At 69.0% G+C, this 20,452-nt stretch carries 19 protein-coding genes; 4 read left to right on the forward strand and 15 right to left on the reverse strand.

The features are described from left to right. Positions 1 to 83 precede the first annotated feature (83 nt). Positions 84 to 1,850, reverse strand: a complete 1,767-nt coding sequence (gene leuA, locus D3230_RS09295) for a 2-isopropylmalate synthase (protein ID WP_202344744.1) — start codon at positions 1,848 to 1,850, stop codon at positions 84 to 86. Between the two features lie 153 nt (positions 1,851 to 2,003). On the opposite strand from leuA, the gene D3230_RS16415 reads away from it, so the two are divergent. Then, a complete protein-coding gene (locus D3230_RS16415) occupies positions 2,004 to 2,612 on the forward strand; it encodes a DUF2207 domain-containing protein (protein WP_337249140.1) in 609 nt (202 codons plus the stop codon). Continuing rightward, a complete protein-coding gene (locus D3230_RS09300) occupies positions 2,613 to 3,854 on the forward strand; it encodes a DUF2207 family protein (protein ID WP_337249141.1) in 1,242 nt (413 codons plus the stop codon). 240 nt (positions 3,855 to 4,094) lie between these two features. On the opposite strand, the gene D3230_RS09305 is transcribed toward D3230_RS09300, so the two are convergent. The 13 genes from D3230_RS09305 to lepA form a co-directional block, all read right to left on the reverse strand. After that, positions 4,095 to 4,466 (reverse strand): DUF5684 domain-containing protein, encoded by a 372-nt coding sequence (locus D3230_RS09305; protein ID WP_202344745.1) that lies wholly within the window; start codon positions 4,464 to 4,466, stop codon positions 4,095 to 4,097. A gap of 35 nt (positions 4,467 to 4,501) precedes the next feature. After that, positions 4,502 to 5,431 carry a GTPase Era gene (era, locus tag D3230_RS09310; RefSeq protein ID WP_202344746.1) on the reverse strand — a complete coding sequence of 310 codons (930 nt, stop codon included), beginning with the start codon at positions 5,429 to 5,431 and terminating at the stop codon, positions 4,502 to 4,504. Next, the gene (locus D3230_RS09315; RefSeq protein ID WP_202344747.1) at positions 5,428 to 6,720 is read right to left on the reverse strand and encodes a hemolysin family protein; all 1,293 of its coding nucleotides are present in this window, start codon (positions 6,718 to 6,720) and stop codon (positions 5,428 to 5,430) included. The genes era and D3230_RS09315 overlap by 4 nt, the downstream gene beginning before the upstream one ends. Beyond that, on the reverse strand, positions 6,717 to 7,178 hold the full coding sequence (gene ybeY, locus D3230_RS09320) for an rRNA maturation RNase YbeY (RefSeq protein ID WP_202344748.1): 462 nt from the start codon (positions 7,176 to 7,178) through the stop codon (positions 6,717 to 6,719). The genes D3230_RS09315 and ybeY overlap by 4 nt, the downstream gene beginning before the upstream one ends. Then, positions 7,175 to 8,242, reverse strand: coding sequence for a PhoH family protein (locus D3230_RS09325; protein ID WP_202344749.1), 1,068 nt, complete (start codon positions 8,240 to 8,242; stop codon positions 7,175 to 7,177). Before D3230_RS09325 ends, ybeY begins: the two co-directional genes overlap by 4 nt. Continuing rightward, complete coding sequence (locus D3230_RS09330; RefSeq protein WP_202344750.1) at positions 8,232 to 8,582, reverse strand: HIT domain-containing protein; 351 nt, start codon at positions 8,580 to 8,582, stop codon at positions 8,232 to 8,234. Before D3230_RS09330 ends, D3230_RS09325 begins: the two co-directional genes overlap by 11 nt. 62 nt (positions 8,583 to 8,644) lie before the next feature. Then, entirely contained in the window at positions 8,645 to 9,400 is a 756-nt protein-coding gene (locus D3230_RS09335; protein WP_202344751.1) for a 16S rRNA (uracil(1498)-N(3))-methyltransferase, read from the reverse strand. A 2-nt stretch (positions 9,401 to 9,402) separates the two neighbouring features. Continuing rightward, on the reverse strand, positions 9,403 to 10,503 hold the full coding sequence (gene dnaJ / locus D3230_RS09340; RefSeq protein ID WP_202344752.1) for a molecular chaperone DnaJ: 1,101 nt from the start codon (positions 10,501 to 10,503) through the stop codon (positions 9,403 to 9,405). 54 nt (positions 10,504 to 10,557) lie between these two features. Next, complete coding sequence (hrcA, locus tag D3230_RS09345; RefSeq protein WP_202344753.1) at positions 10,558 to 11,595, reverse strand: heat-inducible transcriptional repressor HrcA; 1,038 nt, start codon at positions 11,593 to 11,595, stop codon at positions 10,558 to 10,560. 170 nt (positions 11,596 to 11,765) lie between these two features. After that, on the reverse strand, positions 11,766 to 13,649 hold the full coding sequence (locus D3230_RS09350; protein ID WP_202344754.1) for an S-layer homology domain-containing protein: 1,884 nt from the start codon (positions 13,647 to 13,649) through the stop codon (positions 11,766 to 11,768). Between the two features lie 145 nt (positions 13,650 to 13,794). Continuing rightward, entirely contained in the window at positions 13,795 to 15,030 is a 1,236-nt protein-coding gene (gene hemW / locus D3230_RS09355; protein ID WP_202344755.1) for a radical SAM family heme chaperone HemW, read from the reverse strand. Next, complete coding sequence (locus D3230_RS09360; RefSeq protein ID WP_202344756.1) at positions 15,011 to 15,697, reverse strand: DUF1990 family protein; 687 nt, start codon at positions 15,695 to 15,697, stop codon at positions 15,011 to 15,013. Before D3230_RS09360 ends, hemW begins: the two co-directional genes overlap by 20 nt. Next, positions 15,694 to 17,547 (reverse strand): translation elongation factor 4, encoded by a 1,854-nt coding sequence (gene lepA, locus D3230_RS09365; RefSeq protein WP_202344757.1) that lies wholly within the window; start codon positions 17,545 to 17,547, stop codon positions 15,694 to 15,696. Before lepA ends, D3230_RS09360 begins: the two co-directional genes overlap by 4 nt. Before the next feature lie 140 nt (positions 17,548 to 17,687). On the opposite strand from lepA, the gene D3230_RS09370 reads away from it, so the two are divergent. Then, entirely contained in the window at positions 17,688 to 18,512 is an 825-nt protein-coding gene (locus D3230_RS09370) for an MOSC domain-containing protein (protein ID WP_202344758.1), read from the forward strand. A gap of 187 nt (positions 18,513 to 18,699) precedes the next feature. Beyond that, positions 18,700 to 18,960, forward strand: a complete 261-nt coding sequence (gene rpsT, locus D3230_RS09375; RefSeq protein ID WP_202344759.1) for a 30S ribosomal protein S20 — start codon at positions 18,700 to 18,702, stop codon at positions 18,958 to 18,960. Positions 18,961 to 19,353: 393 nt separating this feature from the next. Here rpsT and holA read toward each other — a convergent pair whose 3' ends face one another. Next, on the reverse strand, positions 19,354 to 20,412 hold the full coding sequence (gene holA, locus D3230_RS09380) for a DNA polymerase III subunit delta (RefSeq protein WP_202344760.1): 1,059 nt from the start codon (positions 20,410 to 20,412) through the stop codon (positions 19,354 to 19,356). Between the last annotated feature and the right edge of the window lie 40 nt (positions 20,413 to 20,452).

The raw sequence follows: 20,452 nt of genomic DNA on the forward strand, positions 1-20,452 counted from the left end.
CAGACGAGGGGGCCCGCCACACCGGGCATTCGAACAAAAGTACGAATGATGGGTGTGGCGGGCCCCCGCCGTCGATGTGCGCGTTAGCCGGCCGTCGCGCCTACGGTCTCGGGGACGGCGTTCCGCACGGCGCGGTTGACGGAGGAAATGATCGCCTTGAGCGTGGCGCGCGTGGTGTCGGGGTCGATGCCGACCCCCCACAGGCGCTGGCCGTCGACCTCGAGGTCCACGTAGGCGGCCGCCACGGCGTCGCCGCCGGTGCTCATCGCGTGCTCAACGTAGTCGAACAGCGTGACCGCGTGACCGTCGTCGTTCAATGCGTTCAGGAACGCATCCACGGGGCCGTTGCCGCGGCCCGTCGCCTGCTTCTGCTCGTCGCCGTCACGGTAGTCGACGTTGAGCTCGGTGATGCCGTCGCCGGCACTCGTCGACGCGGTCCGGAAGATCTCGTACCGGCCCCAACGCGCTGCGTCAGCGGACTCGGCCGGCAGGTACTCGTCCTGGAAGATCTGCCAGATCGCCTCGCTCGACATCTCGCCGCCCTCGGAATCTGTGACGCCCTGCACAACGGCGCTGAACTCGATCTGCAGGCGGCGCGGGAGATCCAAGCTGTGGTCGCTCTTCAGCAGGTAGGCAACGCCCCCCTTGCCCGACTGGGAGTTCACCCGGATCACCGCTTCGTAGGAGCGCCCGAGGTCCTTCGGGTCGACGGGCAGGTACGGGACCGCCCACTCCATATCGTCGATGGACTTCCCGGCCGCCTCGGCGTCCTGCGCCATGCGCTCGAAGCCCTTCTTGATCGCGTCCTGATGCGACCCCGAGAACGCCGTGTAGACGAGGTCGCCCGCCCAGGGGCTCCGCTCGGGGACCCGGAGCTGGTTGCAGTACTCGGCGGTGCGACGCACCTCGTCGAGACGGGAAAAGTCGATCTGCGGGTCGATGCCCTGCGTGAACATGTTGATGCCGAGCGCGACGAGGTCGACGTTACCGGTGCGCTCCCCGTTCCCGAACAGGCAGCCCTCGATCCGGTCGGCCCCGGCCAGGTACCCGAGCTCCGCCGCCGCGACGCCGGTGCCGCGGTCGTTGTGCGGGTGCAGCGACAGGATCACGTTCTCGCGGTGCGCCAGGTGGCGGCTCATCCACTCGATCGAGTCGGCGTAGACGTTCGGCGTCGCCATCTCGACCGTTGCCGGCAGGTTGATGATCACGTTGCGCTCCGGCGTCGGCTCGAACACCTCGAGCACCGCGTTGCAGACCTCGACCGCGTACTCGAGTTCGGTGCCCGTGTAGGACTCCGGCGAGTACTCGTAGTAGATCTCAGTCCCCGCAGCGATCGGCTCGGCCGCCTTGCACATCCGGGCACCCTCGACCGCGATCTGCTTGATGCCCTCGCGATCGGAGCGGAACACGACGTCCCGCTGCAGGATCGAGGTCGAGTTGTACAGGTGCACGATGGCCTGCTTCGCCCCGATCAGCGACTCGTAGGTGCGAGTGATCAGGTGTTCGCGCGCCTGGGTGAGCACCTGGATGGTCACGTCGTCCGGAATCGCGTTCTCTTCGATGAGCTGCCGCACGAAGTCGAAGTCGGTCTGGCTCGCCGAGGGGAAGCCCACCTCGATCTCCTTGTAGCCCATCTTGACGAGAAGATCGAACATGATCCGCTTACGCTCAGGGCTCATCGGGTCGATCAGGGCCTGGTTGCCGTCGCGCAGATCGACCGCACACCAGCGCGGGGCCTTCGTGATCGTCTTCGTGGGCCAGGTCCGATCCGGCAGATCCACGCGGATGATCTCGTGGTACGGGCGGTAGCGGTGGATCGGCATACCAGAGGGCTGCTGCGTGTTCTTCATGGGCTCGTCTTTCTCATCGGTTCACATTCGCTCAGCCAAACACAAACACCGCGACGAGGAAGGCCTGAAGATTAGGCCTCGTCGCGGCAGCTAAGGAGCAGCGAGCCGAACAGCATGGGCACACTCTATCACGCAAGCTCATAGGCTGGGACCATGACTCGACGCACACGCACACCGCGGCTCTCGATGCTCCTCCTCTCGGTCCTCGCGGCGCTCCCCATGCTCGCCAGCACCGCGCCGGCGGCGCAGGCCACCGCGGACGAGGTGCCCGCGGTTGAACGCTTCAGCTACGCGAGCTGGGATGTCGAGATGCACGTGGCGCTGCGGGGCGACGGACACGCGACGGCGCGAGTGACCGAACGCATCGTGGCGGAGTTTCCCGAGCACGACCAGAATCGGGGCATGATTCGCCTGATCCCGCAGGACTACCTGGGGGCGTCGACCGATCCGCGCGACATCACCGTCACCGACGCCGCGGGCGACGCCGTGCCGTTTGACCTTGAGTCTGGCGAGGACGTCGGTGCCGGCGCCGACGCTGTCGCAATCCTGACGGGCACCGATGACTTCGTGCACGGCACCCAGACGTACGTCATCAGCTACGCCCTCGACGACGTCATCCTGTCCCGCGACGACCAGCAGGCCGACGAGCTCTACTGGGACATGATCCCGCTCAACCGCGCGCAGCCCATCGACGCGGCAACGGTGTCGGTCACCTTCGACCCCGCGCTCGCGGAGCACCTCACCGGCGAGCAGCGGTGCTAAGTGGGGGCCCACGAGTCCACCCGCGAGTGCGCGATCGCGGCCCCGACGACGGCCGCACCGGGAACGTTGACGGTGGACGCGGGTGCGCTGCCCGCGCACGAGGGCCTCACCGTGGCGATCGGCCTCGCGCCGGGCACGGTCACCCAACCCGCCGCCCGGCTCCCGAACTTCGCGCTCGACACGCTGCCGCTGTTCGTGGGCGGCGGTGCGGTGCTCGTCTCGGGAGCGGGCGTTCTGAGCGTCGCACGCCTGCGGCGGTCGCGGCGGGGCGAGGGGGCGATCATCGCCCAGTACGACGTGCCCGCGGAGCTGCCCCCGCTGCTGGCCGGGCCGATCGCTGGCGCCGCAAAGCCCACCCCGCCCGCCGAGCTCGTGCACCTCGCGCTCCGCGGTGTGACCCGCATCGAGGAGCTTCCCGGGAAGAACGGGAAGCGGGCGCGGAAGCCACAGCTCGCGTTCCGGCTGCTCGATCCTGCGCGGGTGGGCGATCCGCTCGACGCCGCGGCGGTCACCGCCGTGTTCCCGGCGCGGACCGTCGACGAGCTGTTCCCCGTACCCGAGGAAGACAGCGCGTTCAGCGACCGCATGACCGGGCTCGCCACGGCGGGGTCCGACGCGGCGATGAAGCGCGGCTATGTCGAGCGCGCCCGCAGCCCGCTCGGGCGGGTGCTCGGCTGGGTGAGCCTCGGCCTGACCGCGGTGTGCGGCGTGTTCATCGTGCTCGGGATCGCGACTCGCAGCTCGGACACCCCCGCGATTACCATCCTGCTCGCGGCAATCACGCTGGTGCTCGGGATCGTGAGCCTCGTGCCCCATCGCGTCTTGACGCCGCGCGGGGCTGAGGCGCGACGGTATCTGCTCGGCGTGAAGGAGTTCATTCGCGTCGCCGAGGCCGACCGCCTGGCCATGCTGCAGTCCGTCGCCACCGCAGAACGCCGCGACGCGGGTGAGCACTCCGTCATCGAGCTCTACGAGCGGCTGCTGCCCTACGCCATGCTGTTCGGCCTGGAGAAGGAGTGGGGCAAGACGCTCGCGACACGCTACGCCCAGGAACCCCACTACCTCCCGCTCTGGTACCCGGGGATGCTTGCGGGTGGGTTCGACAGGCTCGACGCCTCGATCTCGCAGGTCTCCTCGTCGATCTCCGCGGCCGCGACGTATTCGGCGAGTTCCTCCGGCGGGTCAACCGGGGGCGGCTTCGCCGGCGGCGGCGGGGGCGGCGGCTTCGCCGGCGGCCGCTAGGCGCTGCCCCGCACCCCGCACCCCGTACTCCCCTACTCCCCTACGCCCCTACGCCCCTACGCCCCTACGCCCCTATGGCGATTTATCTGTACCGAGGGCATTTCGCCGGTATTTGCCTCGCGCTCGATAAAATGCCTCGGTACGGGCGAGCGAAGCCGGGCGAGCGAAGCCGGGCGAGCGAAGCCGGGCGAGCGAAGCCGGGCGAACGAACCCGGGCGAACGAACCCGGGCGAGCGGAGCCTAGCGCCGGTGGTACCGCGCCTGGCCGAAGCCGAGGATCAGGTACCCGATCGGGGCGAGCAGCCAGAGCAGGAAGAACGCGAAGCCGCCGCCCTTCTGGAAGCGCTCGCCGAGCCGGAATGCGACGAAGATCGAGAAGATGAAGCCGACGATCGGGATCAGGTACAGCAGGCCCATCCACGCGGAGTAGCCGGCAACCTTCACGAGGATGAAGACGTTGACGATCGGAATGAGCGCGAGGATGCCCGGGTACCCGGCCTTCGAGAACACGCGCCACAGCGCGATCGCCACAAGGATGTACCACGCAATCGCGAACGGCCCCACGGCCTGCGTCAGCGCCGTGAGCTGTGCCTGATCAGTAATCTGTTCCATCCCGACCCCCGTATCGACGCCCGCCGGAATGCGGGCTAGAACCCGAGCCTACCGAGTGCCTTCGGATCGCGCTGCCATTCCTTCAGAACCTTGACGCGCATCGAGAGGTACACCCGTCGGCCGAGCAGGGCTTCAATCTCGCGGCGCGCCCGCTCGCCCACATCACGCAGGCGGGACCCGCCCTTGCCAATCACGATGCCCTTCTGGCTGTCGCGCTCGACATAGAGCGACGCATAGATCTCGAGAAGACCGGGCGTGCCGTCCTCCTCCGCGTCGCGCTCCACGCGGTCGTCGACGGTCGCGGCGAGGGAGTGCGGCAGTTCGTCCCGCACACCGTCAAGCGCGGCCTCGCGGATCAGCTCGGCAATCCGATCATCCTCGGACTCGTCCGTCGTGTCCGCCGCGTCATAGAGCGGCGGCGAGAGCGGCATCTGCTCGAGCAGCACGTCCGAGAGCACGTCCAGCTGATCGTTCGTGAGGGCCGAGACGGGGACCACCGCATCCCACTCGCGGAGCTCCCCGAGACGGGTGAGCTGATCGATGATCTCGCTCTGCGATGCCTCGTCAACCTTGGTGAGGATCGCCACTTTCTTCGCGCGCGGGAAGTCCTCAAGCCGTTCGTTGATGAAGCGGTCGCCCGGACCGAGCTTCTCCGTCGCGGGCACGCAGAAGCCGATCACATCGACATCGCCGAGTGTCGCCTCGACCAGCGCGTTCAAACGCTCGCCGAGGAGCGTGCGGGGCCGGTGAATCCCCGGGGTGTCCACAATGATGAGCTGACCGTTGGGACGGTGCGAGATCCCGCGGATCGCGCGCCGCGTGGTCTGCGGCTTCGGGCTGGTGATGGCGATCTTCTCACCAACGAGCGCGTTCGTGAGCGTGGACTTGCCCACGTTGGGCCGCCCCACGAATGAGACGAAGCCCGCGCGGAACTCCCCTGCCGCCGGGGTATGCTGATCGTTCATTCCGTGTCCTCCGAGTTCGTGTCGCCCACCCAGTGGGCGGCAACGGCGAGCAAGCGCTGCCTTCGGCGTTCCGTCGCGACCGCGGTGAGCGCGATGCCCGCGACCACGGTCGTATCTCCTTGCTCGGGCAGCCGCCCGAGATGCTTCGCAAACAGCCCGCCGACGGTGTCGACCTCATCGTCGTCGAGCTCGATGTGGAACAGCTCGCCGAGTTCCTCGACCGAGAGCCGGGCGCTCACCACGTAGGAGCCGTCCGGCTGCAGCGCGGCCTCGGGCACGTCACGATCGTGCTCGTCGCTGATCTCGCCGAGCAGCTCCTCGATCACGTCCTCGAGCGTCACGAGACCGGAGATGCCCCCGTACTCGTCGACGACGAGCGCGAGGTGATTGGATTCCTGCTGCATCCGGCGCAGCAGCGTGTCGGCGCGCTGGGTCTCCGGCACGAACACCGCGGGCTTCATCACCCGCGTCATGGGGGCCGTCGCGGCTTCGTCGGGCCGGCGCAGCACAAAGCTGCTCAGGTCCCGCAGATACGCGACCCCGGCAACGTGGTCCACGTCGCCGGTGATCACGGGGACGCGCGAGTGTCGGGATGAGAGCACCTGCTCGAGCCCGTCGCGCACGAGCGTGTCGCTGTCGATGGTCACCATGTCGATGCGTGGCACCATGATCTCCCGCACGAGCGTGTCGCCGAACTCGACCAGCGAGTGGATATATTCCCGGTCGCCGTCTTCGAGGAGCGACTGCTCCGCGGCCTGGTCCACGATGGAGAGCAGCTGTTGCTCGTCCCGAATGCGGGAACTCCCCCGCACCTGGCCGGGGGTGACGCGGTCGCCGAAGCGCACGAGCGCGGTGGCGAGCGGCCCGAGCAGGATCCGGATCGTGCGGATGGTGGGTGCAGCGAAGCGGATCACCTGGTCGGGCCGGTGGGTGCCCACCATGCGGGGGCTGGAACCGACGAGGACAAAGATCAGCCCGGTCATCACCAGCGTCGCAATGACGAGCGCGAGCCACATATTGTCGAGCGTGGTGACGAGCACCAGGGTGATGAGCACGGCCGCGAGGGTCTCCGCGAACACCCGCGTGAAGGCGAGGGCGTTCGTGTGTGGTGCCTCGTCCTCCGCGATCGCCCGGATCGCGGCACCGGTGCGCGGCGATGCCTCGGCGAGGGCCAGCAGTTCCGCCTTCGAGCGGACACCGAGCGCCTCGTCGGCCGCGGCGAGCAAGCCACCGACGCCGAGGAGCAGGATCGCCCCACCGAGCAGAAGTCCGACGACCCCCGCGCTCATCGGGCGCGCTCGCGCATGGCGAACGACAGCAGGAGATCGCGCTGCAGGCCGAACATCTCCGCCTCTTCCTCGGGTGTCGCGTGGTCAAACCCGAGGACGTGCAGCATCCCGTGGGTGAGCAGCACCGACATCTCCTGCAGCAGGTCGTGGCCCGCGGCCTCCGCCTGCACCCGAGCGACCTGCGGGCAGATCACGATGTCGCCGAGAATTCCGGCCGGTGCCGGTGCCTCCGGCGTGCCGGGTCGCAGCTCGTCCATCGGGAAGCTCAGAACATCGGTCGGTCCCGGTTCGTCCATCCACTGCACGTGCAGCTGCTCGATGGCGGCCTCGTCGACCATCACGACGCCGAGTTCAGCGTCGGGGTGCACGTGCATCGATTCCAGCACAAACGCGGCGAGCCGCTGCAGGCGATCCTCCTCGACGGGGATGCCGGACTCGTTGTTGATCTCGACGCTCATCGCGTGCTCTCCTTGGTGTGCTGCGGGGTGGTGTCGGAGCTCGCTCCGGATTCTCGGGCGGCGAGTCGCGCCTCATCGTGTGCCGCGTACGCGTCCACGATCCGGCCCACCAGGCTGTGGCGCACGATGTCGTCGGCGCCGAGCTCGGCAAAGTGGATGTCCTCGACACCGCGGAGGATCTTGTTGACGACGCGGAGGCCGCTCGAGGCCTGCGGCAGATCGACCTGGGTGATGTCCCCGGTGACGACCATCCGCGAGCCGTAGCCGAGCCGCGTCAGGAACATCTTCATCTGTTCCGGGGTCGTGTTCTGCGCCTCATCGAGGATCACGAAGGATTCGTTCAGCGTCCGGCCGCGCATGTAGGCGAGCGGGGCCACCTCGATGGTGCCGTTCGCGAGCAGCTTCGGGACGACGTCCGCGTCCATCATGGACCCGATCGCGTCGAACAGCGGGCGCAGATACGGGTCGATCTTGTCCTCGAGGCTTCCCGGCAGATAGCCGAGCCGCTCCCCCGCTTCGACGGCGGGCCGCGTCAGAACGATCTTCGCGACCTCGCGCCGCTGGAGCGCCTGCACGGCCTTCGCCATCGCGAGGTAGGTTTTGCCCGTGCCGGCGGGGCCGATTCCGAACACGATCGTGTTCGCGTCGATTGCGTCGACGTATGCTCGCTGGCCCCGGGTTTGCGGGCGTACGGAGTTGCCGCGCACGGTGACGATCGGCGTACTCAGCAGCTGCGCGGCGCGCGGGCCGTTGCCCTCGTGCACCATGCGGGTCACCTCTTTCACGTCCGAGCGGGAGACCGCCCCGCTGCGGCGCGCAAGCTCAAGGATTTCCTGCACCACCGACTCCGCGGCGCGCACCGCGGCAACGGGTCCCCGCAGCGACAGGACCTCGTCGCGCGAGTGAAACTCGACGAGGGGGTGTTCTTCCTCGAGTTCGCGAACCAGTTGGTCGCGGTGGCCCAGGAAGGATGCCAGGTCGACGCCGGAGAGCAGGACCGTCCGCTGCAGCTGCGGGCTGTCCGCGGAATCGCGGGGGGACGAGTGCGTTGGTTCAGGATCCAACGAGGGAACGCTCCTCAAGGTTGCCGGCGAGCACGTGGGCGTGGACGTGGAACACGGTCTGCCCGACGGTTGCGCCGCTGTTGAAAATGAGTCGGAACTCGCCGTTGGCGTGTTCCGCGGCCAGCTGCTGCGCGACCGCCACCATCTCGGCGAGGGTGTCGGGTTCGGCCGCGGCGAGCTCGACCACGGTGTCGTACGCGGTCGACTTCGGGATCACCAGGATGTGCACCGGTGCCTGCGGGTTCATGTCGGGGAACGCGATGACCCGATCGGTCTCCGCGAGGAGCTCTACCGGGATCTCGCCCGACACGATCTTGCCGAACACTGTATCTGCTGCCATGGTGCCAGTCTACGACACCGTCTTGCGGCGAGCCGTGGCGGATCGCGCGAGGGTCATACGGGTTACCACCGGCCCAGGACCGTGTGCAGCAGCGCGAGGGCGGCCGGCCCCGCGCTCGACGTGCGCAGGACCGTCGTTCCCAGGACGAGCACCTCCGCCCCCGCTGCGCGGAGGGTGTCGAGCTCGGCGTCGGCGAAACCGCCCTCGGGACCGATGACCAGGATCAGTTCGCTCGCCGCGGCCGCGTGCTCCGCAGCCCACGCGCTGAGGGGTGCCGTTCCCGCCGGGTGGAGCGCGATCACCGCGGTCCCCTCGGCCTGGGCGCGCGTCACGAGGTCGGCGAGCGAGGCGACAGCTTCGACCTCGGGAACGATCGCGCGCACCGACTGCTTCGCCGCCTCCCGCGCGATGCGCTGCCACTTCGCGCGGCCGCGCTCGCGCTTCTCGGCGTCAGCCCAGCGCGAGACGGATCGCGAGGCCTCCCAGGGCATGATCGCGTCGACCCCGAACTCGGTGGCCTGCTCGACGGCGCGCTCGTCGCGGTCGCCCTTGGCGAGCGCTTGCGCGAGCACCAGGCGCGGCGTCCCGACCGTACGGGACTGCGCCTCCGCGAGGGTCACCACGAAACGCTGTTTCGACACCTCGGTCACGGTGCCACGGCCGAGTGCGCCGGCGCCGTTTCCGAGCAGGATCTGTTCGCCGAGCCGCAGTCGGCTGACGCGCACCGCGTGGTGCGCCTCGTCCCCGGTCACCTCGATCTCCGCGCCCGGCACGAACGCGTCCGCGCCGAGGTCCTCGCGATAGTAGAGGTTCGCCACGCCTAGCCCTGGCGGAAGAATCGGTCGCGGATCTTGCCGAAGAAGCCCTGCTGGAACTCACCCAGGTGCGGGGGCTCGTCCTTGCGCAGCGCGGCGAGCTGCCGCACGAGATCCTTTTCGCGCCCGGAGAGCTTGTGCGGGGTGACCACCTGGACGGCGATCTTCAGGTCGCCGCGCGTGGTGCTCCGAAGGCCCTGGATGCCGCGACCGCGCACGGTCACGACGTCGCCGGACTGCACGCCAGCCTCGACCTCAGCCTCGACCTCGCCGTCGAGCGCGCTGAGCTTCGCCGAGGCGCCGAGGATCGCGTCGGTCATCGACACCTGCATCGTGCACAGGAGGTCGTTGCCGTCGCGGCTGAAGATGTCGTGGTGCATGACGCGGAATTCGATGAAGAGGTCTCCGTTGGGTCCGCCGCCGGGCCCGACCTCGCCGCCGCCGCGCATCTGCAGGCGGGTCCCGGTGTCGATGCCCGAGGGGATGTCCACCGTGATGGTGCGGCGTTCGCGCACGCGGCCCTTGCCGGCGCACTCAACGCAGGGGTGTTCGATGATCGTGCCGTAGCCCTGGCAGCTGCCGCACGGGTGCATCGTGACGACGTTGCCAAACAGCGAGCGCACCTGGCGCTGCACCTGCCCCTGCCCCCCGCAGACGTCACAGGTGACGGGGTGCGTGCCCGGCTGCGTGCACGCGCCCTGGCAGACGGAGCACAGGACCGCCGTGTTCACCGTCACGTCGCGCTGGACGCCGAAGATCACCTCTTCGAGCTGCACATCGACCCGGATCATCGCGTCGTCGCCGCGCTCCGCGCGCGAGCGCGGGCCGCGCTGCTGCCCGCCGAAGCCGCCGCCGCCGAAGAAGGTTTCGAAGATGTCGCCGAAGCCGCCCGCACCGCCCTGACCGCCACCCATGTCGTACCGCTGGCGCTGTTCGGGGTCGCTCAGCACGTCATAGGCGTGGGTCACGCCTTTGAACCGCTCGGCGGCGTCCTCACTCGGGTTGACGTCCGGGTGCAGCTCACGAGCAAGTCGGCGGTAGGCCTTCTTGATTTCCTCGGGGGTCGCTTCGCGCGACACGCCCAGCGTCTCGTAGTGATCTGCCACGGGGTATTCTCCTCAGATTGTTTGCGAGCGGATGGGGCGGGACGGTGCCGAAGGCTACCGGTCCTCACCCAGAAATCGGTTCAGGTAGCGGGCCACCGCGCGCACGGCGGAAATGTTCCCGGCGTAATCCATGCGCAGCGGCCCGAGCACGCCGAGCTTGGCCACGGCGGTGCCGTCCTCTTCGTAGTTCGAGGCGATCACGGAGGCGGCGGAGAGGCCGTAGGCGTGGTTTTCTCGACCGATCGAGGTGGTGACGTCCCGACCGTCCTGCACCAGCTCATCGAACAAGCGCAGCAGCGTCACCTGCTCCTCAATCGCTTCGAGCACCACGGGCAGCGCCCCCTGGAACTCGACGGGCCGCGAGAGGTTTGCGGCCCCGGCGACGGCGATGCGGTCGGTCCGGTTCGCGCTGAGCTGGGTCCCCACCACGTCGAGCACACGGCGCACCAGATCGACCTCGTCGGGCCCGGCCCAGTCGGCGATCGTGGCCTCGAGATCCGCGATTGCGGTGGCGGCGGCCTCCACGTCGCGGCCGACCGCGGCGGTCGCGATCCGGCCGCGGAGCCCGTGCACCCAGGCTTCCGTGACCTGCGATGCCGGCAGCCACGCGACCTGCTGCTCGACGACCCCGCTGCCGAGGATGAGCACGCACAGCACGCGATCCTCGCCGATCGCGACCAGGTCGATGTGGCGCACCACGGTGCGGCGCAGCGACGGGTACTGCGCGACCGCGACCTGGTTCGTGAGCTGCGCGAGCAGCCGAACCGTGCGCCCCATGACGTCGTGGAGGTCCGTGGATTCGCCGAGGAACCGCTCGATTGCCGAGCGCTGTGCCGCGGTGAGGGGCCGCACCTTCGCGAGGGTGTCCACGTAGAGCCGGTACCCCTTGTCCGTGGGCACACGACCGGAGGAGGTGTGCGGCTGCGCGATCAGCTCGTCGTCCTCGAGCAGCGCCATGTCGTTCCGGATCGTCGCGGCGGACACCCCGAACTGGTGCCGGTCCACGATGGCCTTGGATCCGACCGGTTCGTTCGACGAGACATAGTCGCTGACGATGGCGTGCAGCACGGCAAGACTCCGCTCTGAAACCACGACCCCTCCTCGACTCTTCCGTCCGATCCCGGTTGGCACTCGGGAAACCTGAGTGCCAAGTCTAGCGCAGGTGCCCGAGGGAACTGCAGCTGTCCGCTGAACGCGAAGAGCGCCGGGGCTGTCGGCCCCGGCGCTCTGGCGATTACGGAACGGGTCCGTGATCGCCCGCGTTACTGCAGCCCGTCCGCGCGGTGCAGGAACGCGGCCATCGCCTCGCGTGACAGCTTCGCCTGCGGCGCGTAGCTGGGCTTGCCGCTCGGCTGCTTGATCCCGGTGGAGCGCTTCGTTTCCACCATCCAGGCGATCTCCTTGTAGAACTTGTCCCCGGGCTTCACGTCAGAGACGGGCGACACCTTCGGGGCCTGGTAGCCCTTTGGGGCCGCGTCGCGGTACAAGAAGGCGGCGATCGCCTCGCGGCTCACGTGCGCCTTCGGGGCGAACTTCGGCAGTGACGCGCCGTTCTTGATGCCCGTCGAGAGCTTCGCGTCCCACATCCACGCGATCTCCTCGTAGAACTTGTCCCCCGGCTTCACGTCCGAGAACGGGGACTGCTTCGGGGCCACGTAGTTCTTCGGAGCTTCGATGCGGAACATGAAGGCGGCCATCGCCTCGCGGGTCACGGAAACCTTCGGCTGGAAGGTGTAGGTGACCTTGCCGCCCGCGCCCACCTGCTTGTTGCCGGTGGTGATGCCACGCTCCTGCATCCACATGATGTCCGCGTAGAACTTGTGCCCCTTCGGCACGTCCGTGAGCACGGGCTTCGGCTTCGGGGTTTCCTCACCCGGATCGACCGGCACGGGGGCCGTGAAGAACTCGGTGATCGCACCGTTGAAGACGATCGACTGGATCGTGGCCGAGCCGCTCTCCACGTGCACGCCGTAGCCGAGCACGTCGTGTTCGCCCAGTGCCGCGACGATCGCGGCGAGCGGAGCCGGCGTGTTCGCCGCGATGAGCACCCCGCCCTGATCGGAGATGTCGCGCGAGGACACCCACTCGCTCGCGTCGGCGAGCTTCCCCGACGCGGGAACCAGTGCACGCAGCGTCGTGAACTGCGGCTCGACCACGCCCTGCGGATAGCTGAATACGGGGATCTGCGCCCAGACATCGGCACCGCCCGCGTCCGCGACCACGGTGAGCTCAGCGGCGAGACCCGCCGCGTTCGGCAGGAAGTCGTTCTCGGCGAAGCCGTTCAGCACCTGCGACTTGCCCGTGATCCTCAGGCCCGCCGGGTTCTTCTGCTCGCCGACGACGGTCGCAAAGCTGCCGCGCTCCGGGCCCGCAGCAACCCCCTCATGCCAGCCCGGGTAGCTGCTCTCGTCGGGCCGGATATCCTTCGCGTCGACGAAGCTCGGGGTGCCCGGGGCACCCGGGGTGGTGGCCGCGGGGGCCGCCGTGAACTGTGTCGTCACCCCGCTGGCGCTGAAGTTCGATACGAGCACGTCGCTCGCGGGGCGGTAGACCAGGAATCCGGCACCGAGGGCGCGCGCGTCCTCGTCGACGTCCAATGCGTCGACGAGCGCCCCGAGTTCCCCGCTGGCATTCGCCGCGAAGTCCGTGCCGATTGCGCCGCTCGTGGTCCACACATCCGCGGCCTCGCCTGCCTGCTTCCGCAGCGTGGTGTACTTCGGCTTGCCCGCCTCGTCGTAGTCGAAGAACACCGGGATCTGGTATGTCACGGCGCTCAGATCCGAGGCGACGATGTCGAGGCTGGCGGCCAAGTCTTCGATCGAACCCCGCTCCTCGGCGGACGCGTCCGCCCCCAGCTGATCGTTCCCGTTGCCCTTCCGCACGAGCACCTCGGCACCCCGCGGCACCGTCACGCCGTTGCGCTGCTGGGTGACGTCTTGCGACCTCGAGGGGTCGAAGTGCCAGGAATTATATGCGGCCGTCTCCTCCTCGGGCGTCGCCGTCTTCGTGATTTCCGCGGCCGGAACGTAGTCCGGCCCCGCCGCGTCCGTCGCGTCACTCGCCTGCGCCGCGCTCGTGCCGAGCACCGCCCCGCTGACGATCAATGCTGCCGCTGTCGCGCCAGCGCACACTTGCCGCATTCGCATGAAGCTGCCTTCCTCACCGTTGAACCAAGTTGGGTGAACGCGAGAGCACACTCAACTCCCACCCCTGTGAAAGATAGCACATAGGATGAATTCACACAAGCTACTCATAGGAAACACTTTGGAACAACTGCGTAAACGGTCAGTCCTACGGTCCGGTTCCTCCCAGGATCCGGTGCACGACGGTGTCGGCAAGCAACCGACCCCGCAGCGTCGGCACCACGCGGCCGCCAATGGCGGCCCTGCCGTCGATCAGGCCATCCGCGATCAGCCCGGGGATCGCCGCGCGCTCGCCGGGTGCCAGCACCTCCGTCGGGAGGCCCTCGGCGATCCGGGTTTCCAGCAGCACGCGTTCGTCCCGCCGCGCCTCGGCGCTCAGGATCTCCCGGGAGTGCGCCGGCGACACCCCGGCATGGACCCGGCTCGCGTACGCACCCGGGTGCTTCACGTTCCACCAGCGCACCCCACCCACGTGGCTGTGCGCGCCCGGACCGGCGGCCCACCAGTCCTCGCCCGTCCAGTAGGCGAGATTGTGGCGAGACCGGGTCTCCGGAGAACGGGACCAATTGCTGATCTCGTACCAGTGCAGCCCTGCCGCGGCAAAGCGCGCCTCGGCGAGCTCGTACATTTCGGCGTGCAGATCCTCGTCGGGCTCCGCGACCTCGCCCCGCCGGATCTGCGCCGCCAGTTTCGTCCCCGCCTCGACGATGAGCGCGTACGCGGAGATGTGATCCGGCGCGCACTCGAGCGCCGCGTCGAGCGACCGTTCCCAATCCGCAAGGGACTCGCCGGGGGTGCCGTAGATCAGATCGACGCTCACCTGGAGGCCGGCCTCGCGCGCCCACGCAACGACCTGCGGCACACGCTCGGGCTGGTGCGTGCGATCGAGCGTCTGCAACACGTGCGGCACGGCCGACTGCATGCCGAAGCTCACCCGGGTGAACCCGCCGGCAGCGAGCTCCCGCAGATACGCGGCATCGACCGAATCCGGGTTCGCCTCGGTGGTCACCTCGGCACCCGGCGCGATCCCCCACTCGTCTCGGATCGTCGCGAGCATCGCCGTGAGATCGCTCGCGGGCAGGAGCGTGGGCGTACCGCCTCCGAAAAACACCGTCGAGACCTGACGCTCGGGAAGCCCCGCATCGCGCATGACGCGGGCGCCGAAGCTCAGCTCCCAGCTCGCCTGCTCGGCGTACTCGGCGCGACTCGTCCCGCCGAGCTCGCTCGCCGTGTAGGTATTAAAGTCGCAGTACCCGCAGCGCACCCGGCAATACGGCACGTGCACGTACACGCCGAAGCGGCGGGATTCGGCCCCCGCACGGACGCTCTCAGGAAGCGAGCCGTCCTCCGGCGCGGGATCGCCGTCAGGCAGAACGCTCGGCACCCGGGCCCTCCGTGCTCGCGGGCTGTGCGCCCGGGGCGAGCGCCGCGAGCTGGGCGCGCACCTGCTCCACGGCGAGCTTCAGCTCCGCACGGGCGCGCAGCCCGAGCAGGCCGCTCTTCGGCGCGTCGAGGAAGCCACGAGCAAACGCCCACACGGTGTCGTCCTCGCGCAGTTCGATCCCGAACTGCTGTTCGCCGACCACACCCTGCTCGTCCGCGGTGCCCCAGGCGAAGCCCACCGTTCGATCCTCCGTCACCGTGTAGATGACCAGCACCTCCCGCTCAGGCTGACCCGCGGCGCCGAGCATCGCCCGCGTGCCGGGAACCACATAGGGATCGCCGTCCGGGCCGAAATGCTCCTCGGGTGCCGCGGCCGCCTGGGGCGTGCCCGCAGCGTCGAACTCGGGGCCCTGGTACTCGCTGCCGGTCCCGCGCTGCACCTCGCGGACCGTCATGCCGGCACCGCGCTGCGCGCCCCAGGTCATCAGGAGGCTCGACGCCACCAGGAACCGTTCCTGGCCGCTGCCGAGCCGCAGCGTCTCCTCGTACGGCGTGCTGCCGTTCGGCGGGTAGCGCAGCAGGTCGGGGGCACGCGAGGCGCCCACCGCGGCGTAGCTCACCGGCATGTCGACGTGACTCTGGCGGCGCGTGGGCTGGCCGTCGCTCATTTCTTGGCCGTCTCCTTGCCTTCCACGTCTCCGGAGAGCGCGGCGATGAATGCCTCCTGCGGCACCTCGACGCGGCCCACCATCTTCATGCGCTTCTTGCCTTCCTTCTGCTTCTCGAGCAGCTTGCGCTTTCGGCTGATGTCACCGCCGTAGCACTTGGCGAGCACGTCCTTGCGGATCGCGCGGATCGTCTCGCGGGCGATCACGCGCGATCCGATCGCGGCCTGGATCGGCACCTCGAACTGCTGACGCGGGATCAGCTTGCGCAGCCGCTCCGTCATCATGGTGCCGTAGTGGTAGGCGTTGTCGCGGTGCACGATCGCACTGAAGGCATCGACCTTGTCCCCCTGCAGGAGGATGTCCACCTTGACGAGATCCGCTTCCTGATCCCCCATGGGCTCGTAGTCGAGGCTCGCGTAGCCCTGCGTGCGGCTCTTCAGATGATCGAAGAAGTCGAACACGATCTCACCGAGCGGAATGCTGTAGCGCAGCTCCACGCGTTCGCCGAGATACTCCATGCCGAGCAGCGAGCCGCGGCGGCTCTGGCAGAGCTCCATGATCGCGCCCACGTAGTCCTTAGGGGCGAGGATCGCGGTCTTCACGACCGGCTCGCGCACACTCTGGATCTTGCCCTCGGGATATTCGGACGGGTTCGTCACCGTGACCGTCTTGCCGTCCTCGGTGGCGACCTCGTAGATCACGCTGGGGGCGGTCGCGATCAGGTCAAGGTCGAACTCGCGGCGCAGACGTTCCGAGATGATCTCCAGGTGCAGCAGGCCCAGGAAGCCACAGCGGAACCCGAATCCGAGCGCCACCGAGGTCTCCGGCTCGAACTGCAGCGCCGCGTCCTCAAGCTTGAGCTTGTCGAGCGCTTCGCGCAGCACCGGGTAGTCGCTGCCATCGAGCGGGTACAGGCCCGAAAACACCATGGGCTTCGGATCGGTGTAGCCCGGCAGCGGCTCGGTGGCCGGCTCGCGCTTCGACGTGATCGTGTCGCCCACCTTCGACTGGCGCACGTCTTTCACGCCCGTAATGAGGTAGCCGACCTCGCCGACCGCGAGCCCCTGGGTCGGGGTCGGGCCCGGCGCGGACACGCCAATCTCCAGCGCCTCGTGATCCGACCCGGTCGACATCATCTGGATCTTCTCGCGCGGCGAAAGCTTGCCGTCAACCATCCGGACGTACGTAACGACGCCGCGGTAGGCGTCATACACGGAGTCGAAAATCATGGCGCGCGGCGGGGCGTCCGGGTTTCCGACCGGCGCGGGAATGCGCTGCGTGACTCGGTCGAGCAGCTCCTCGACCCCAGCCCCCGTCTTGCCCGACACCTTCAGGATGTCGTCGGGGTCGCCCCCGATGAGGTCCGCGATCTCTCGGGAGACCCGCTCCGGATCCGCCGCCGGGAGATCGATCTTGTTGAGCACCGGGATGATCTCGAGGTCGTTCTCCATCGCGAGGTACAGGTTCGCGAGCGTTTGCGCCTCGATCCCCTGTGCCGCGTCGACGAGCAGGATCGCCCCTTCGCAGGCGGCCAGCGAGCGAGACACCTCGTAGCTGAAGTCGACGTGACCCGGCGTGTCGATCATGTTCAGGGCGTGCGCGACCCCGTCGACGTCCCAGTGCATACGCACCGCCTGGGACTTGATCGTGATGCCGCGCTCGCGCTCGATGTCCATCCGGTCGAGGTACTGCGCCCGCATTTCGCGGTCTGGCACGGTGCCGGTGACCTGCAACATACGGTCGGCAAGCGTCGACTTGCCGTGGTCGATGTGCGCGATGATGCAGAAGTTGCGGATGCGCGCGGGGTCGGTCGACGCCGGGACTGGGGGGTTCAGGCTGCGTGGAGACATTGTGGGCCATTATCGCACGCCGCGGGGCCGAGTTGCTCATCCGTGAGCGGACACGCGCGCCGCGCGCGCGAGGATCCCTGCGGGCGGCCACGAACCCTTGACCCCCGCGGGGAGCTGGGGTTCCTGCAAGAATGGCTGTCATGGCCAGCGTCGTTGCACTCTCCCGGTATCCCGTGAAGGGGTTCACCCCCGAAGCCCGCAGCTCGATCGTGGTGCAAGACGATGGCCGGGTGGCGGGCGACCGCGTGCTCGCGTTCCGCTTCGGCAACGCGGCCACCCCGGAGGAGAAGGACGGGCTCGACTACTGGCCCAAGGCCCGCGGACTCTCGCTCCAGGACTTCCCGTCCCTCGCCGCGCTGCGCCTCGAGTACCGGGAGTCGGAGCGGCTCCTCCGGTTCTGGCACGAGGGCGCGCTGCTCGTCGAAGGGAACCTCGAGCCCGAGGGGCGCCGGCGGCTCGAGGCAGCGATGGCGGAGTTTGTGCTCGCATCACCCGAGGCCGCGCGGCTCGAGCGCCCCGGACGGCTGCCCTTGGCGCTCGTGGGCGACGGCGTCACCTCCCGCTTTCAGGATCGCGCGCGCGGTTTTGTGTCCGTGCACAGCGAAGCGAGCGTCGCCGCGCTCGCCGAGGCCGTCGCAGCCCCGGTCGATCACCGCCGCTTCCGATCGAACGTCGTCATCGCTGGGGTCGAGAGCGAGGCGGAACTGCGCTGGGACGACGAGGTGCGTCTCGGCGAGGTCGCGTTCGCACCGCAGGGCGAGATCGTGCGCTGCCTCGCGACCCACGCGAACCCCGATACCGGCGTGCGCGACCTCCCCGTCCTGACTACCCTGACCCAGCAGCTCGGGCAGCGCCGCCCCACCCTGGGCCGGCTCCTGCTCCCCCGAGGCCGCGGCGGAGCGATCCGCGTCGGGGACGCCGTCATGGCTCCGGGCGCGCTTGCCCCCGCGGGCGACCGCGCGTAACCGTGCGGATCCATTGACCGCCGCGCCCCGCGACACACGCCCTCGGCACCGTCGCGTGCCGCGGGCCTGATCTGCTAGAGTTGACTCTTGGCTTGCGTGTGGATCACACCACACACCCCGCAAGGTGCCCTCTCTCGCCGCGCGGATCCACCTTATTCAGTCGTACCCCGTAAGGACGTAACCCAACGTGGCAAACATTAAGTCGCAGATCAAGCGCATCAAGACCAACCAGAAGGCAACCGAGCGCAACCGTGCGTACAAGAGCGAGCTCCGCACCGCCGTGCGCGCCGCCCGTACCGCCATCGCGACCGGCGACAAGGCTGCCGCTCAGGCAAAGGTGCAGGCTGCGAGCCGCAAGCTCGACAAGGCTGTCTCCAAGGGTGTCATCCACAAGAACCAGGCTGCGAACCGCAAGTCGGCGCTCGCCGCGAAGGCTGCCGCGCTCTAAGTCGCACCCCTTCGGGTTCTGAGGAATCTCAGTACAACGGGCTCCGCTTCGGCGGGGCCCGTTGTGCGTTTCCCGGGGAGTGTTCCCCAGCGGCCGTCCCAGGCACCGCGTCCGCCAGCGCTGACCGGCGGGTTCCGCCGCGGACCGGCGGGTTCAGCCCGAACCAGCGGGTTCAGCCCGAACCAGCGGGTTCAGCCCGAACCAGCGGGTTTCGCCCGGACTAGCGAGTTCAGCCGCAGACCGGCGGGTTCAGCGCTGACCGGCGGGTTCAGCCCGCGCGAGGCGCATTCGCTGTTGCTCGGCGCGTCAGCCAGCGCTCGGCGCGTTCGCGGCCTCGGCGCGGCCGCGGCCTCGGCGCGGCCGCCAGCGCACGGCGCGTCGAGGTCAGTACAGCTAGGCTCGTTCGCGGCCGCGGCGGGCGACGAGGAGCACGAAGCGTTCGAGCGCGTACTCGGGGTCCCGGGTGCCGCCCTTGAGGAGCCACTCGGTTTCTGCGGCTTGGTCGATGCAGCGGGCGAGGTCTTCTTCGCGCCAGCCGCGGACCTCGCGCTGCGCCCGGTCGACTTGCCAGGGCGCCATGCCGAGCTCCTTCGCGAGCTGGCCGCCGCTGCCTGTCGCCCCGAACACGCGGGCCATGGCCCGCACCTTCATGTTGAGTGCGGCAAGCATGGGGATCGGGTCGGTTCCGGTGGAGAGCGCCTGCCGGAGCAGCACCAGTGCTTCCGCTCCGCGCCCTGCCGTGGCGGCGTCGGCGACACGGAACGCGTTCGTTTCAACGCGCCCCTCGGTCGCGCGGGTCACCGCACCCTCGTCGATGCGGGCCCCCACGTCGGAGACGAGCTGCGCGCAAGCACCCGCGAGCTCCCCGATCCCCCCGGCATAGGCGGCGACGAGCATGCGCAACGCGGCCGGGCTGATCTGCGCCCCGAGCCGCCGGAACTCGGCCTGCGCGAAGGCGAGCCGGTCCGCGTCCTTCTTCACCTCGGCGCAGGGAATCTCGACGGCACCCGGCGTGCCGCGGCGGAGCAGATCGAGCAGGGCTTTGCCGCGTTGCCCCCCGGCGTGACGGAGCACGAGCACCGTGTCTTCGGCGGGGTCAGCAACGTAGCGCTTCGCGTCCTCGATGAACGCGTCCGAGCTCTTTTCGACGCCCTCGACCCGGAGCAGCCGGGGCTCGGCAAACAGCGACGGACTTGCCAGCGTGAAGAGCTCCCCCGCCGCGTAGGAGGCCGCGTCGACGTCGTGGACCTCGAGCTCGGGATGCGCCTCGTGGAGCGCCGTCCGGATCGCCTGTGTGGCGCGGTCGGCCAGGAAGGTCTCGGGACCGCTCACGAGCACGACCGGGGCCGGGCGCGCTTCGGACCAGTCGAGCTGGGTGATCTTCGCCGCAGCGGACTTGGCCCCGGCCTTGGCCGGGGCGGATTTCGACTGGGTTCCTCGTGCTGCTGCCACCCGTCCAGCCTAGCCGGGCCCACCGACACTCGCCGCCAGA

It is taken from the genome of Leucobacter chromiireducens subsp. solipictus, from assembly GCF_016758195.1.
In the GTDB taxonomy this organism is placed as follows: Bacteria; Actinomycetota; Actinomycetes; order Actinomycetales; family Microbacteriaceae; genus Leucobacter; species Leucobacter solipictus.

Coding starts and splice junctions, on each gene's coding strand:
- D3230_RS09330 (WP_202344750.1), bottom strand. CDS start 8,582: ATGGCAGCAGATACAGTGTTCGGCAAGATCGTGTCGGGCGAGATCCCG.
- ybeY (WP_202344748.1), bottom strand. CDS start 7,178: ATGAGCGTCGAGATCAACAACGAGTCCGGCATCCCCGTCGAGGAGGAT.
- D3230_RS09350 (WP_202344754.1), bottom strand. CDS start 13,649: ATGCGAATGCGGCAAGTGTGCGCTGGCGCGACAGCGGCAGCATTGATC.
- leuA (WP_202344744.1), bottom strand. CDS start 1,850: ATGAAGAACACGCAGCAGCCCTCTGGTATGCCGATCCACCGCTACCGC.
- D3230_RS09315 (WP_202344747.1), bottom strand. CDS start 6,720: ATGAGCGCGGGGGTCGTCGGACTTCTGCTCGGTGGGGCGATCCTGCTC.
- lepA (WP_202344757.1), bottom strand. CDS start 17,547: ATGTCTCCACGCAGCCTGAACCCCCCAGTCCCGGCGTCGACCGACCCC.
- D3230_RS16415 (WP_337249140.1), top strand. CDS start 2,004: ATGACTCGACGCACACGCACACCGCGGCTCTCGATGCTCCTCCTCTCG.
- era (WP_202344746.1), bottom strand. CDS start 5,431: ATGAACGATCAGCATACCCCGGCGGCAGGGGAGTTCCGCGCGGGCTTC.
- D3230_RS09370 (WP_202344758.1), top strand. CDS start 17,688: ATGGCCAGCGTCGTTGCACTCTCCCGGTATCCCGTGAAGGGGTTCACC.
- D3230_RS09360 (WP_202344756.1), bottom strand. CDS start 15,697: ATGAGCGACGGCCAGCCCACGCGCCGCCAGAGTCACGTCGACATGCCG.
- D3230_RS09305 (WP_202344745.1), bottom strand. CDS start 4,466: ATGGAACAGATTACTGATCAGGCACAGCTCACGGCGCTGACGCAGGCC.